Origin of the sequence: Sphingopyxis sp., assembly GCF_965279725.1 — a bacterium.
GTDB lineage: Bacteria > Pseudomonadota > Alphaproteobacteria > Sphingomonadales > Sphingomonadaceae > Sphingopyxis.
In genome coordinates, this window is record NZ_CBDIIL010000001.1 from 588808 (window position 1) to 603302 (window position 14495).

14 protein-coding genes are annotated in these 14495 nt (G+C 62.6%); 3 read left to right on the forward strand and 11 right to left on the reverse strand.

Translation table 11 applies throughout. The features are described from left to right. The first annotated feature begins 29 nt into the window (after positions 1–29). On the forward strand, positions 30–446 hold the full coding sequence (locus ACQY6T_RS02760) for a GFA family protein (protein ID WP_428628156.1): 417 nt from the start codon (positions 30–32) through the stop codon (positions 444–446). Positions 447–448: 2 nt separating this feature from the next. Here ACQY6T_RS02760 and ACQY6T_RS02765 read toward each other — a convergent pair whose 3' ends face one another. From ACQY6T_RS02765 to ybeY, 6 genes are read right to left on the reverse strand one after another with little or no spacing between them, the layout of a single operon-like run. Then, on the reverse strand, positions 449–1843 hold the full coding sequence (locus tag ACQY6T_RS02765; protein WP_428628159.1) for a serine hydrolase domain-containing protein: 1395 nt from the start codon (positions 1841–1843) through the stop codon (positions 449–451). Between the two features lies 1 nt (position 1844). After that, positions 1845–2198, reverse strand: a complete 354-nt coding sequence (locus ACQY6T_RS02770; protein ID WP_428628160.1) for an MmcQ/YjbR family DNA-binding protein — start codon at positions 2196–2198, stop codon at positions 1845–1847. After that, a complete protein-coding gene (locus ACQY6T_RS02775; RefSeq protein ID WP_428628163.1) occupies positions 2195–3520 on the reverse strand; it encodes a replication-associated recombination protein A in 1326 nt (441 codons plus the stop codon). Before ACQY6T_RS02775 ends, ACQY6T_RS02770 begins: the two co-directional genes overlap by 4 nt. 7 nt (positions 3521–3527) lie before the next feature. After that, complete coding sequence (locus ACQY6T_RS02780) at positions 3528–4685, reverse strand: glycosyltransferase family 4 protein (protein WP_428628166.1); 1158 nt, start codon at positions 4683–4685, stop codon at positions 3528–3530. Positions 4686–4726: 41 nt separating this feature from the next. Next, positions 4727–5668 carry a hemolysin family protein gene (locus ACQY6T_RS02785; RefSeq protein WP_428628169.1) on the reverse strand — a complete coding sequence of 314 codons (942 nt, stop codon included), beginning with the start codon at positions 5666–5668 and terminating at the stop codon, positions 4727–4729. A gap of 19 nt (positions 5669–5687) precedes the next feature. Beyond that, positions 5688–6194 carry an rRNA maturation RNase YbeY gene (ybeY, locus tag ACQY6T_RS02790; protein WP_428628171.1) on the reverse strand — a complete coding sequence of 169 codons (507 nt, stop codon included), beginning with the start codon at positions 6192–6194 and terminating at the stop codon, positions 5688–5690. A 234-nt stretch (positions 6195–6428) separates the two neighbouring features. Here ybeY and ACQY6T_RS02795 point away from each other — a divergent pair, with 234 nt between their 5' ends. Further along, entirely contained in the window at positions 6429–6737 is a 309-nt protein-coding gene (locus ACQY6T_RS02795) for a hypothetical protein (protein WP_428628173.1), read from the forward strand. 211 nt (positions 6738–6948) lie between these two features. Here the strand turns inward: ACQY6T_RS02795 and ACQY6T_RS02800 are convergent, their stop codons facing one another. Both ACQY6T_RS02800 and ACQY6T_RS02805 read right to left on the reverse strand, forming a co-directional pair. Continuing rightward, positions 6949–7815 carry a sigma-70 family RNA polymerase sigma factor gene (locus tag ACQY6T_RS02800; RefSeq protein WP_428628175.1) on the reverse strand — a complete coding sequence of 289 codons (867 nt, stop codon included), beginning with the start codon at positions 7813–7815 and terminating at the stop codon, positions 6949–6951. Next, positions 7815–8270: a carboxymuconolactone decarboxylase family protein gene (locus ACQY6T_RS02805; RefSeq protein ID WP_428628177.1), complete on the reverse strand. Its 456-nt coding sequence runs from the start codon at positions 8268–8270 to the stop codon at positions 7815–7817. Before ACQY6T_RS02805 ends, ACQY6T_RS02800 begins: the two co-directional genes overlap by 1 nt. 140 nt (positions 8271–8410) lie before the next feature. Here ACQY6T_RS02805 and ACQY6T_RS02810 point away from each other — a divergent pair, with 140 nt between their 5' ends. Continuing rightward, the gene (locus ACQY6T_RS02810) at positions 8411–8788 is read left to right on the forward strand and encodes a DoxX family protein (protein WP_428628180.1); all 378 of its coding nucleotides are present in this window, start codon (positions 8411–8413) and stop codon (positions 8786–8788) included. A gap of 186 nt (positions 8789–8974) precedes the next feature. On the opposite strand, the gene ACQY6T_RS02815 is transcribed toward ACQY6T_RS02810, so the two are convergent. The 3 genes from ACQY6T_RS02815 to ACQY6T_RS02825 form a co-directional block, all read right to left on the reverse strand. Then, the gene (locus tag ACQY6T_RS02815) at positions 8975–9949 is read right to left on the reverse strand and encodes a DUF6607 family protein (RefSeq protein ID WP_428628182.1); all 975 of its coding nucleotides are present in this window, start codon (positions 9947–9949) and stop codon (positions 8975–8977) included. A 19-nt stretch (positions 9950–9968) separates the two neighbouring features. Beyond that, positions 9969–12224: a TonB-dependent hemoglobin/transferrin/lactoferrin family receptor gene (locus ACQY6T_RS02820; RefSeq protein ID WP_428628184.1), complete on the reverse strand. Its 2256-nt coding sequence runs from the start codon at positions 12222–12224 to the stop codon at positions 9969–9971. A gap of 371 nt (positions 12225–12595) precedes the next feature. Beyond that, entirely contained in the window at positions 12596–14431 is a 1836-nt protein-coding gene (locus ACQY6T_RS02825) for a cell envelope integrity protein TolA (protein ID WP_428628187.1), read from the reverse strand. Positions 14432–14495: the final 64 nt, after the last annotated feature.

A 14495-nucleotide genomic window follows, 5' to 3' on the forward strand; every position in this document is an offset into this window, starting at 1 on the left:
TCACGTCGATTCCCTAAGGAGAGAACGAAATGACTGAACAAGCCCCCCGTGCCAAAGGCCAATGTCATTGCGGTGCGATCCGTTATTCGATGAGCACCGCGGTTCAGCATCACGCGCTGTGCCATTGCAAGGATTGTCGCCGCCATGCGGGCGCGCCGATGGTCGGTTGGGGACTGGTTGGGTCGGATGAGATTGACATCGACGGCACCGCCAAGATTTATGCTTCGTCGGAACATGGCCGCCGCCATTTCTGCGGCGAATGCGGCACCGGGCTCTTCTATACCAACGAAGCGATTTTTCCGGGCCAGATCGACGTCCAGGTCGCAACGCTCGACGACCCCGACCTCATCCCTGCGCGAGTGCAGATTCAGACCGCCGAACGCATCGGCTGGATGGAAAAGCTGAACGACCTGCCCGCGTTCGAGCGTTACCCTTCCTTCGAATAGGGTCAACGCGGCGGGTCGGCGGCGACGACCGCTTTGACGAAGGCGGCGATGTCGAGACGGTTCTTGTCGTCGTCATACCCCTGGCGCACGATTACCAGATCGCGCGAGGGGATGACGACGAGATATTGGCCGCGGTTGCCGAAGGCGCCAAAGGCGTCGGCGGGGATGCCGTCGGACTTGTTCAGCAACCAGAAGCCTGCCCCATAGCCGAACGGCCCAGCAGGCTGCGGTCCGCTGGGCGTGGTGACGAAGGTCCGCCAATCCTGGGGCAGCAGGCGCTTGCCGTCCCACAGGCCGTCGTTTTGATAGAGCAGCCCCAGGCGCGCCAGATCGCGCGCGGTCGTCGACACCTGGCTCGACAGAATGAAGTCGCCATCCTTGTCATGCTCGACATAGGTGCGCGTCATGCCGAGGCGGTCGAAGAATGCGCCCGGGTTCAGCGGCGCGCCGGCCTTCGCCTGCGCTGCTTTGAGCGACAGCACCGCGAGCAGCGTGTCGTTGTTGGCATAGCGATAGCGCCCGTTCGGCGGGTTCAGCAGCGGCCATTGCACCGTCCACTGGCGTACCGACGCGCCGCCCATATAGATGGCGTCGGTGCGGTTTCCCGCACTGTCGCTGGTCAGTCCGCTCGCCATCCGCATCAATTGTTCGGTGGTGATGACGGCGCGCGGGTCGCCCGGGGTCTGCCATTCGGCAATCATCGCGGGCTTCGCCACATCGATCTGGCCGCGATGCACCGCATGACCTATCAAGGTCGCAGCCATCGACTTAGCGATTGAAAAGGTCCGCTGCGCTGTGTGGGGCGCATGCCCAAGCCAATAGCGCTCAACCGAAATCTTGCCGCTCTTGACGATCAGCACCGAGCTGGTGCGGCCGCCGAAAACCTCCATATTCGTCGTCGCCCTATCAAATGCCGTCAACGCCCTGGGAATCGGCCAGCGCGCATCTTTGTCGCCGAGCGGCCACGGCTTGGCATCGAGATCGAAGCTGCGCTCCAACGCCCGCCCGGCGACCGGCGTACCCGCCCCGATCGGCAGGGTGACGCAGCCGGACCGGCTGTCCCACTCGGCAATGCGCGGTGGCATATCGGCGCGATAGGACACGCTCACCCGCTTTGCCTTGTCGTCAACCTCGGCCTTCAATGCGCGGACTTCGGCCTCGATCTCGGAGTAGATGCCGGTCAGTTCGTCACGCTCGATAGCGGCGGGCGACTTGCCGCTACCGTTCCACAGCGCCGAACAGGTGAAACCCGCGCGATACCCCGCGGCCCAGGCGCGATTAATCTCCGCGTTCATCTGCGCCACCGGTGCCGGTGCCGGTGCCGGTGCCGATGTCTGTGCCTGTGCGGGCACGACACCGAGCGTGAACGCTATGCCGAAAATCAGCCGGCGCAGCATCTCAGGGCCGCTCACCAAAGGACTGGCGCTGCGCCTTTTTTGCGCGCGCCCACCAGGCGCGGCGGATGACGTTGGCGACGCGTTCGGGATCGTCGGACCCGAAACGGACAAGCAGCGCATGCCATCCTTCGTAATGGGGAGTTTGCCAGAAGGTGTCGGGATCGGTTTCAAGCAGGATCTCCTTTTCGTCGGGCGAACACATGGCGGCAAAGCTGCCTGGTTCACGCCCGGGTGACGCCAGCGACTTGCCGTTGAGCTTGGGACAAGGCGTGCCATAGAAAGGCAGCAGTTCGACATCGGGGAGCGCGCAGGCAAAGGTAACCACATCGTCCCAGCCGTCGAATTTCGGCGTCATTCCGCGCTCCGGGTCCGGCGTTGTTCGTCCCACCAGGCGATCCGTTCGGCGATGCGTTTTTCAAAGCCGCGATCGGTTGGCTGGTAATATATTTGCGCGCCCATTTCCTCGGGCCAATAATCAGCGCCTGAAAACCCATCCGGCGCGTCATGGTCATAGGCGTAGCCCGCGCCATAACCCAGGTCTTTCATCAACTTGGTCGGGGCGTTGAGGATGTTCGCGGGCGGCGCCAGCGATCCGGTGTCGCGCGCCGAAGCGAAGGCGGCTTTCTGGGCGGCATAGGCGGCGTTCGATTTCGGCGCCGTGGCGAGATAGAGGCACGCCTGCACGATCGCCAACTCCCCCTCTGGCGAGCCGAGAAACTGATAGGCATCCTTGGCCGCCAAGCATTGCACCAGCGCTTGGGGATCGGCGAGGCCGATATCTTCGCTTGCGAAGCGCACCAGTCGCCGCAGCACGTAAAGTGGCTCCTCGCCCGCCACCAGCATCCGCGCGAGATAATAGAGCGAGGCCTGCGGATCAGACCCGCGCAATGCCTTGTGCAGCGCCGAAATCAGATTGTAATGCCCGTCCCGATCCTTGTCATAGACCGGCATCCGGCGGTGCAGGAACTGGGCAAGCTCGGCCGGATCGAGCGGGCTGGGAATCGCAGCGGCGAACAGCGTTTCGACCTGGTTGAGCAGGAAGCGCCCGTCGCCATCGGCACTCACGACCAACGCCGCTTTGGCATCGTCGGTGACGGGCAGACGGCGCCCGACCTCGGCCTCGGCCCGGGTGACCAGCATGGTGAGCGCGTCGGCGCCGAGCCGGTCCAGCACCAGCACCTGCGCCCGCGAAAGCAGCGCGGCGTTCAGCGCGAAGCTCGGATTTTCGGTCGTCGCGCCGACCAGCACCACGGTGCCGCGTTCGACATAGGGCAGAAAGCCGTCCTGCTGCGCGCGATTGAACCGGTGAATCTCATCGACGAACAGCAGGGTGCGTTTTCCCGCCGCTGCCATTTTTTCGGCATCGGCAAAAACCTGTCGCAGGTCGGCAACCCCCGAAAAGACCGCCGACAGCGGCGCAAAGCGCATGCCCACTGCCTCGGCGAGGAGGCGCGCGATCGTCGTCTTGCCCGTACCCGGCGGTCCCCACAGAATGATCGAGGATAATTGCCCGGCCGCAACCATGCGCCCGATCGTGCCTTCGGGACCGGTCAGATGCTCCTGCCCGACGACATCGGCCAAGTCACGCGGACGGAGCCGTTCGGCGAGGGGCGCCGCACCGGCTACACCGCCGTCGCGCTGTGTGGGTGCGTCGCCGCCGAACAAATCACCGGCCATCGCGAACCTAGCCCCCACGCCGCTGTTTCTGGCGGATCAAGCGCAGATAGGTGTCGGCAACCGACTGGTTGATCGCGTCCCATTGATAAGAACCGCTTTCCACCACCGCCGCCAACCCATGGTCGGTACGCAATGGAATATCGCGGCAATAGCGCTGGAGATGATCGGCGAAGCTGGTGATCGAACCGGGCGCGACGAGATACCCCGTCCGCCCGTGCTTGACGATGCTGGCGCTGCCGGTTGCGCGCGCGGCCACAACCGGCAGGCCGCACGCCATCGCCTCGAGCGTGACGTTGCCAAAGGTTTCGGTGACCGACGGGTTAAAGAAAATGTCGCACGACGCCAACGCGTGCGCCAGATCTTCGCCGCCCTGAAACCCGATGAAATTGGCGTTCGGCAGGCGGGATTCGAACCACTCGCCGGCCGGTCCCTCGCCGATCACGACGACCTTGTGCGGCACGCCGCGGCGCGCGAGGACGTCGATGGCGTCGGCAAAAACGTCGAGCCCTTTTTCCATCACCAGTCGGCCGAGAAAAGCGATCACCGGGACATCGTCGGCGATATCAAGCGAACGACGCCAGTCCAAGTCGCGGCGGCCGGGATTGAAAACCCCCTGCTCGACGCCGCGGGTCCAGATACCGATGTCGTAATTCATCCTTTGTTCGCGCAGCACCTGTGCGAAGCTTTCCGAAGGCGCAATCAGCGCGTCGCATTTGCGGTACAGCTTTCGCAACCACGCCACCATCAGCGGTTCGATGAAGGAGAGGTTGTAATAGCGAAAATAGGTTTCGAAGCGCGTGTGGACCGAACATGCGACCGGCAGCCGCCGCCGACGCGCCCAAGCCGCCGCCTGCCGCGATACGCGATCGGGGCTGGATATATGGAGGACGTTCGGCGCAAATTCGCTGATGTCCTGCCGCACGCGCGACGAAAAGCTCACCGGGATGCGATATTCGCTGCGACCAGGAATCGCGAAGGACGGCACGCTGACGAGATCGCCGGTCGGTTCGAAATCGGGGTTGACGACAGTCGGCGAATAGACCCGCACCGCGGCGCCATGGGCCAACAGATACCCGACCAGGCGGTTCAGCGCTTTGTTGGCGCCGTCAACGGTCATGTTGTAATTGCCGCTGAAGAGGGCGATGCGCAGGTCGGAAACGTCCATCTCGCCTCAGCTAGTCCCTTGGACGGCCAAAGGCAATTGCGTCAGAACTCTTCGCCCCGCTCCGACGATGCCTCCAGATCGACGACGACCGGCGGGTGCAGGCGCAGGCGATGGACCCGGCGTTCGTCGGCCTCGATCACCTCGATGCGCCAACCGCTGGGGTGGAGCAAAATCTCGCCAACCTCGGGGACATGCCCCGCGAGCACTGCGGCAAGGCCACCCAGCGTATCGACGTCCTCGTCGACTTCGGCCAGCCGCGGGTCGATCGCTTCGCCGACATCGTCGAGTTCGGCGCGCGCCTCGGCATCCCAGCAGCCGTCGACGCCGCGTGAGAAGAGCAGGACCGGTTCGTCGTCGTGCTCGTCCTCGATCTCGCCGACGATTTCCTCGACCAGATCTTCGATCGTCAGCAGGCCTTCGGTGCCGGAATATTCGTCGATGACGATCGCGAGGTGGGTGCGCTTGGCGCGCATTTCGGCGAGCAGGTCGAGCACGCCCATCGATTGCGGGACATAAAGCGGCTGGCGAATGAGGTCGAGCAGCGGCGGCGGCGGCCGCCCCTCGGCGAGCACCGCGAACACGTCCTTGACGTGGATCATGCCGCTCACCTCGTCCAGATTTTCGCGATAGACGGGCAGACGGCTGTGTCCCGCGTCGGCAAATTGGGCGACGATTTCTTCGAAACTCGCGCTTTCGGGAATGGCGATGATGTCGGCGCGAGGCACCGCGACATCGTCGACCGTCTGTTCGCCAAAGTGGAGAAGGTTGCGCAACATCTTGCGTTCGATCGGCGACAGGTCGCCGACGATGCTGCTACCGCGGCGCTCCTGCCCTTCTTCCTCGGCTTCGTCGATGACCTCTTCGATCTGCTCGCGCAGCGATGGTTCATTGTGGCCGCCGAACAGCAATGTCTTCAATCCGGCCAGCAGGCCGGACCTACTGTCCTCTTCCGATCGGTTCGAAGACCCCTGATCATCGGGCATATTTTCAGCGTTTCCTAAGTTAATCCTGATCCGCATATGGATTGGCGATGCCCAGCGATGCAAGCGCTTTCACTTCCAATGCTTCCATCGCACCGGCGCTGGCGTCCTCCATATGGTCGTAACCGACCAGATGCAGCATACCGTGGACGATCAGGTGGGTGGCATGATCGACGATCGACACCCCCTTCTCGCCCGCCTCTCGCGCGCAGGTTTCGCGCGCCAGCACGATGTCGCCAAGCAGGATTTCGCCGTCGTCGCTGTTGGCAAGGCCTGCGAGCAGATCATCCTGAACCTGCGGAAATGACAGCACATTGGTCGGCTTGTCCTTGCCGCGGAAGTCGCGATTGAGCGCGTGCACTTCCGCATCGTCGGTCAAGCGCACCGCGACCTCGACCAGCGGCGCGGCGTCAGCGAGGCTGGCGTAAGGCGTGAGCGCGAGCGCAGCAGCGACCGCCTCGCCAGCGCGAGTTTCCCAATCGAGCGCGTCGGGCCATGGTGTGGCTTCCTGGGTTTCGACGATCAGCACAATGCAACTCCACGATGAAAAAGCCCGGAAAACTGCCCAACTTCACACTGAAAACTTATGGTCATTGCCGTTGGCGCCGCAGTGGGGAGGGTATGGTGACAATGCATCATCGGCGCCACGCTATCGCGGCATAATAATATAGGACAGCGGAAATTTCGGATGCAGAGCAACCGGATTCGACGCGCGACGTCGATTGCGCCGTAACCTTCGCGGAAGCGGGACCGTACTCCCTTCGTGCCGCTATTTCGCTCCATCCTCGCCGCGCTGCTGTTCGCGATCGCCGTGACCGGATCGGCCGCCGCGGCTCCAATTTGTGCAGCGAGCGGCGCAGCAAGCGGCTGTTGCGACGAGAAGCGCCCCGCCTGCCCGATGGTCGGGCCGGCGTGCCGTGCCGTGTGCGCCGCCGCGATAACTACCTTCTCGCTCGGCTTCGCCACGACGCTGGCGGCGAACGCGCCGCTCCCGTTCTCGATCATCGTTGGCGCTAGTGAGGGGCGCATGATCCGTCCTCCTTTGCCGCCACCGCGAGCGACAAGCGTCTGAACTGGAACCCGAATTTACAGGAGAATGACAATGAAGAAGATTATTGGCCTTTTCGCCGTTGGTGCTGCGACCATGAGCAGTGCCGCCTTTGCCGCCTCTCCGACAGCCTTTGCTGCCGCCTGCTGCGCCCTTGGCGCATGTTGCGGATTGCCCTGCTGCGGATAGGATGGGTCGCGGGTCGGGGTGGCGGTTATCCGTCGCCCCGATTCCGTCAGTGCATATGTCGCAGCTTGTCGGGGTTCCGCACGACATAGATGGCGGCGATCTTGCCGCCAGTAATCTCCAGTGCGGTGGTTTGCAGTTCGCCGTCGGCTTCACGGGTGACAAAGCCCGGCAGGCCATTGATCGTCCCGGTATGGACAAGGGTCGAGCCATATTTACCGAACAGCACGGCCAGGCCGCGATGGAGCTTCATCACCGTATCGAATCCCAGCACCGGCCGATCAACCGCCGGACGCTTGCCGCCACCGTCCGCCCACATACCGACGTCGGCAGCCAGCAGCGCACCGAGCGTTCCCATGTCGCCGCTGCGCGACGCGGCAAAGAATGCGTTGGCGATCTGGAGCCCCTGCTCCTTTTCCAGCTTGTAGCGTGGGCGCGCGTCGCGGACGTGGGTGCGGGCGCGGGCAGCGAGCTGGCGGGTCGCGGCGGCGTCGCGGTCGATCGTTGCCGCCACCTCTTCAAAGCCGACACCAAAGACATCGTGGAGCAGGAAGGCCGCGCGTTCGAGGGGAGAAAGCCGTTCGAGCGCCAGCATCAGCGGTAGCGTGACATCATCCTCTTCCGCCTCGTCAATCAGCGGTTCGGGGAGCCACGGTCCAATATAGGTTTCGCGCTGGTGGCGCGCCGACTTGATCTGGTCGAGGCAGAGCCGGGTCACGGTGCGGCGAAGAAACGCCGCGGGCTCGCGCACCGCGCCTCGATCGGTACCGAGCCAGCGAACGAAGGCATCCTGCACCGCATCCTCGGCATCGGCGACCGAGCCGAGCATGCGGTAGGCAACGCGGGTGAGCAGCGGACGCAGCGGGTCAAAACTGTCCGCCGCGTCCGCCGCTTCATGGGAACCCTGTGGGATCATCAGGCCGCCTTGGCCGCCGGCTGCTCGTACCAGAGGTCGAAGCCCACCGCGAGGCGGTTCCAGCCATTGATGACGTTGATCATCAGGGTCAAATTCACCTGTTCCTCCGGCGTAAAATGCGCTTCGAGCGCATTCTTTGCGGCCTTCTGTGTGTGACCCTGGGCGATGCGGGTCAAGGCATCGGTCCACGCCAGCGCCGCACGCTCGCGGTCGGTGTAGCATGGCGCTTCCTGCCATGCGGCGAGGAGGTGGATACGCTGTTCGGTTTCGCCTTTCGAACGCGCGTCGGCCGTGTGCATGTTGATGCAGTTGGCGCAGGCGTTGATCAGCGAAGAGCGGATTTTCACCAGTTCGACCAAGCCGGGATCGAGGCTTTTTTCCGCGGCGAGCGAGACGGCCATCCACTGCTTCATCAGCTGCGGCGCGGCGGCGAAGGGATCGGTTACCTGGGTCATGTCATGTCTCCTTTGTGCGGGTTGTACAAACATGACGAGACAGGCTTGCGCGATGTGACATGGGACGCGAAAAAATTTCGTACCAGCCGCAAAATCGGTTAGCCTTCCTCTCTCGGTAACCGGGATGGGGGTGTCATATCATGAAGTTTTTCGATGGTTTTAGGCAACAGGCCTATGCGCTGCTACGCATCGTCGCGGGCCTGTTGTTCATGGCGCATGGTATCCAAAAATTCTTCAATTTCCCGGTCGCGTTTCCGATGCCGCTCAACCCGATGCTGCAAGCCGCCGGCACGATCGAGCTGATCGCGGGCGGCCTGATCGTCATCGGCCTGTTCACCCGCCCAGCGGCATTCATCGCCAGCGGCATGTCGGCGGTCGGTTACTGGGTCGCGCATGGCAGCAACGGCCCCTTCCCCATCGCCAACGGCGGCGAGACGATCGTGCTGTACTGCTTCCTCTTCCTGTTCATCGCAACGCGCGGCGCAGGGATGTGGAGCGTCGAGGGCGCCAAGAAATAGTGCTGCTTAAGCCCCTCCCCTTCAGGGGAAGGGATGGGGTGGGGGCTGTCGGCGTGGCGCAAGGCCGATGGGCCCCCACCCCGCTCGACTAAAGGCCCGGCTGCGCCGGACCAAGTCTCACTGCCACTCTCCTGAAGGGGAGGGGCTTAAGCAGTTACGGCGACGTTCTTTGCACGCCGAAAATCGTCACAGCTTGCGGGTATTCGCCTCGATCAGTTTCTTCGCCTCCGCGATGGCCTTGGCGGTGGTCAGTTTCTTGTCCTGCACCTCGTCGGCGATTTCGAGCAGGCGGCCGCTGATGACGGTGCCGGTGTCGGCCTTTTCGTCGATTGAGATACCGCCCTTGGTCGCGGCGACGCGGTCCCACTCGGCGCGGACAGCGGCCCAATAGTCCTTGGTGGCAGCCCAATAATCGTCAGCCGCCTTCACGTCATACTGGTCGTATTTGATATAGGTGTTGAGGACATATTCCTGGACGATCGGCACGAGCTTGCCGTCCTTCGTCCCCATCTTGGTATTGTCCTGCCAGTGAACCCAGCCGTCGGGCGAGGGCTGGTGGCGGTTGATCGACAGGTAACGGTCATAGACCGGGTTGCGCACGGCGTCGCGGCGCGCGAGCGGGCGCCACGTCCAGTTCGAGCGCCAGCGGCGGACGCCGCCCTGCGTTTCATACTGGCCCCAGCCAGCGTAACGCGGGCTGTCGTCGACCTGATACACGGTCTGCGACCAGCGCCCGGTGCGCATCTTTTCGGGGACGTCTTCCCACGTCCAGCTGTTACGATCCGAATAGACGAGCAGCTTGGCGGGTTCATATTCCCAATCCTGCCGCCAATGTTTGATGATCATGCTCTTGTCGTCTTCGCCGGTGATAACGAGCATATGCTGCAATATGATCTTGCGGCCGGTATCCTCGATCACGCGCACGACCTCGTTGCCGCCCGAGCGCTTGGGCTCGAGGACTTCGTAGTTTGGATCCCAGCGTGTCGTTTCCTGCATGTTGAAACTGACGCGGTAATTGCCCGCCATCGCGAGAATGTCGGCACGGTCCTGTTCGAAACTGGCCGCGGCGGCGTCGGCAGCAATCGGCGGGTGGGCGAAAGCCGCGAAGGGCAGCGCCGCCGAGAGCAGCAACGCAGCAGCGAGATTGCGGATGGATTTCATGATAGCAATCCTTCTGGTTTTAGAAACGATAGCTGAGCGAGACGCTCGCGTTGCGGCCGGGCTGGGTATAGGCGTCGGTAACGAGCGAGGTGGATGCGAGGCCACGGACGTCGCTCCACCAGCTGTATTTCTTGTCGAGAATGTTGAAGACCCCGCCGCGCAGCGTCAGCGTGTCCATGACGCGAACAAAGGCGGTCGCATCGAGGATGGTGAAGGCATCGGGGCGGAAGCACGAAGGGGTGCACAGCCCGGTCGTGCGCGACGCCTCCTTGCGTCCGGCGTGCGTCATGATGAGCTGACCGCCGAAGCGCCCTGTCCCGTCACGATAGCCGACCCCGGCGACAAGCTTGAGCGGATCGATCGACGACAGCGGGGACCGCACCCCGTCGGGATCGATCACATCCCCCTTCGCATAGGATAGGGCGAGCGTCGTATACAGGCCGGACGACGCTCGCCCCTCGAACCGTGCCTCGGCACCTTTGACCCGGACACGGTCGAGATTCACGAATTGGAAGATGGCCGGGTCGTTCGGCAGGAAATTGCCGTTGACCTGTTCCTGGCTTATGAAATCCTTGTAGCGTGCGGAGAAGCCCGTCACGTCGAGGCTGACCGCGTCGCTTGAAAAGCGGATGCCACCCTCGAAACTCTGGCTGCGTTCGGGGCCGAGGTCGGGGTTCGGGATCGAGGTATAACCCGATGCGATGTTCGAAAAGAACTGGTTTACCTGCCCCGGCTCGGGCGCCTTGAAGCCGGTCGCATAATTGGCGAACAGGCGGACCTCGTCGGTGATCTTCCACACCGCACCGAATTTCGGCGAGACGCGGGATCCGTCCTGCTTGGCGCCGGCAAAGGTCGGCAGCAGCGGGTCTTCGTCGGGCGACAGATCGTACCAGTCGAAACGCAGCGCTGGATACAGCAGCAGTTTGCCGCCCGCGGCCGATATTTCATCGCCGACGAACAATCCGCCGCGGGTGAAATCGGTCCTTGGGAAGGCGCGCGTCGGGAAAGTTTCGCCGAACGGCGGCACGGTGCCGTCGCGCAGGCCGCGCTGGCGCGTCTGGCTGATGTCGCCGCCAAAGACGAGGCGGTGGGCGATCGCGCCGGTTGCGAAGTCGGCGCGCGCGTCAGCCGATGCGCCGATTACACGGTTCTCGAAGGTGTTGAGGCGCGTGCGATCGGCTGCGGGGGTGCGATCTTCCTCGGTATATTGCCGGTCCTCGCCGTCTTGCCAGTATAGCGCGACGCGGGCGAAATCGATCGCGCCCTCGCCTTCCCAGCTCCAGTCGAGCGACACACGTTTGCGGTCCCCGCTATCGAAGCCTTCGAGGCGATCAACGCTGGCGGTCGTGACGCCCAGCGCATTGCGCGTCGCGGTCACCCCGGTCAGGCCGTTGGTATAGAGATCGGTGTCAAGATATTCGCCGGTCAGGCGGATCTTGTGACCATTGGCGGGGTCATAGACGATCCGCGCCAACCCGGCGTTCGATTGGCCATCCTGCGGGTTGGGACGCGTGCGGAGCGGTCCGGTACCCGCATCCTTGCCCGATGTGCCGGTCGGCGTGACGCCGCCAGCGACATTCCCCTTGTTGTCGAGCTCCTGATAATCGCGGCGGGTATAAGCTGCCATGATCGACCAGTCGCCGCTGCGTCCCGCGAGGATCGCGGTTTCGCTAAACTCTTCATCGGCGCTGCTGTAGCCCGCGCGGAGGAGGCCGCCGACATTCTGACCTTCCTTCAAGAAATCCGACGGATCGGACGTGATGAAGCTGACGGCACCGGCAAGGCCGTCGCTGCCGTAAAGCGCCGAAGAGGGACCGCGCAGGATCTCGACCGATTTCACGAGGCCGAGGTCGACATAATCGCCGCGCCCTGACGCCTGCGCGCCAAAGCTGAAGCCGTCGGGGACGCGGACACCGTCGACCTGGATCAGCACGCGGTTGCCGCCTATACCGCGGATGTTGAAGCTGTCGTTCCCGGCGCGGCCGGTCGCGCCCAGCGCGGCCCCGAAGCGCGCAGGCTGACGCTGGACGCTGACCCCGGGTTCGAAACGCACCAGATCGCGGATGTCGGTGACCAGTTCGTCGGCGATCTGTTCGTCGCTCTTGACGGTCACAGTGACCGGAATGTCCTCTACATTCACCGCGGTGCGTGTTGCGGTGACGACGATCTGGTTCTTGCGCTGAGCCCAATAGTCGCCATCATTGTCCTGAGCGAAAACCGGCGAGGCGACGGCTGCGAGCGCGAGGCTTAGCGCGGTGCCCGCAGCGAGGCGCATAGCGGACGGCGAACGATGGCTAGTCAAAATTCTTCCCCTGATTGATTGAGATTGATTCGCAATAGCGTCGCTCTAAGCTTGCTGAATCAGGGGGTCAAGATTTATGCTATTGCGACTCGTTATTATTATAAGACATCCCGGTTGCCGCATGCCAGACCGGGGTTAGGACAACAGGTCGAGTGTTTGTCAAAAGCTATCGGGTGGCGGTCAGCGTCGCGTCACGCGCGCCTTTGGCCTTCCCGCCACCGTCATCGGTGGGGCTTCTGGACGGCACACGCCGTTAAGTCGGCTTCAGCCCCAAGACGCTGTGATGGCCCGATGCCTGTTCGAAGCGATCCAAGGCCGACGATAGCGCCGACCCCGGTGCGCCATCACCGCTGGGGTTGCGGCGCGCACTGGCTTTGGTCGCCTGCTCGGCAGGCCGCCACCGATGCCTCCCATTTGGCGCGCGCCTCGCTCGCCCGGCGATTGTTCTCGGCAATCAACGCCTCGCGATCGGCCAGCGCTTGACGATAGGCGGCCTCTTTCGCCGCCTGTTCGTCGGCAATCGCTTTTTTGCGCGCTTCATAGGCCTGAATCTCGCGTTTGGCGGCCGCGGCCTGTTCGCTGTTTAACGACTGCACAGCTTGCGACGGCTGTGCTGGCTCGGGAGGCGTTACTGCCGACGGCGGCTTGCGCGCCGCGGCACCCGCTCCCGCCTTGGTATAGGAATAGGTGTTCGACGTGCCGCGTTCGCGCAACGTTTTTGTCTCCGGGTCGATCACCAGTTCGCAGGCGGTTTCGACCATCTTGAAATCGGGCCGACCGTTAATCGTCGTGCGCTGCGAGGCATAGCATTTCGCGGTGTACACGCATGCCGACTTCATCCGCATGCTGGTATACTTGTCCTGCCCGCGCACCCAATTTTCCGGATGATCATCCATGCTACCGGTGCCGCCAACCCCTTGGGTGCCTGCGCCGCGAATGGTCACGCGCGCGCCGTCGGAGCGGTCCCAGCGACCGTTGAAATCGGCAGGGGTGCAGGTTGTCGGCAAGGCGGCCGCGGCGCCGCGCAGCCAGCGACCCGGTGCGCCCGCGACGGCCTGTGCATCGAGCTGGTCGGCATAGATTTGATAGCTGCCGTCTTTGAAGCGATAGGCCTGCTCGTTCACAAAGCGCAGTGATCCGTTTTTTGTGTCGATCAAAGCGGCGCTGCGCGATACGCCGCTGTCGCGCATATTGATAACCATAGGGATCAGGCAGAGATCTTTTCCGGCGGCATAGGCTTTGGCATCGGTAAACATGGGCGTAGGCGCCAGACCGAGTAACCGCTTGTGCGCCGGATAGGTGGTAAATTCGCCGCGATACCGTTTTTGATTGCCGTCATGGTTGGCGGCGCCCCCCGTCGACACGGCAAAGGTCACCGCGTGACCCGTTTTGGCAAGCTCCGCATTTTCAGCGCGCCATGGGCCCTTGAGCAGGTCGGTTGTGCAGGCGGAAGTCTTTACGGGGGCGCTTGCCGATTTCGGGCGCGGCACGATGAGAGTAGCGTCGATCGCGATGGTCCAGTGCGAACGTTGTAAAGTATTACCATAGCTAAGCACGCAATCCGTCACAAACGCGCCGTTTGGCAAACGCTTATCCGAGGCCGCGGAATAGATATTGGACACTGCGCTGACCACACCCGGACACAAACGGTTCGCGGACGGCACTGGTGGTGGCAAATGATTAGTGTCTGAGAAGTAACTCCGGTTTGGAAAACGAATGGCCCCATCAAGACCTTCCGTAAAACTATTCAAATTGAATGGAGGTATTATGTCTGAAGGTAAATTTCTACCGTAGTAAGACCATTCGAGCCTAAAATTAAGGACATAATATTCCCTATTATTCGGAATGACAGCATCATATCTGGGATTGTTTGGGTTACTTGATATATAAATAGTAGGTTGTCCATACCCCTCGATATTGGCCGAGCCCACCCCGGAGCAGGTAAAACTAAATCTTTCTTTGCTCTCAATTTGCTTCAGCGCATTAGCGTTAGCCGTGCAATTTTCACTGGATGCGACCCCGGCTTCCGTTGGGGCCCAAAAAGGAGCGCCGCTGTTCTGTGCGGCGGCTGGGCCAAAAGCATTAAACAACGCCAGCCACAGCGAAAAAGCCGCCAGTAGCAGCAAGGCGATCAATTTGCGAAAATGCCGCATGGTTCCCAGCCAACGCGCTCTGATCATAAGTCTGCTCCCCCGGACGCAACATATAACAGCACCGCGCATCGACATGCAGCATCGGCGGGAT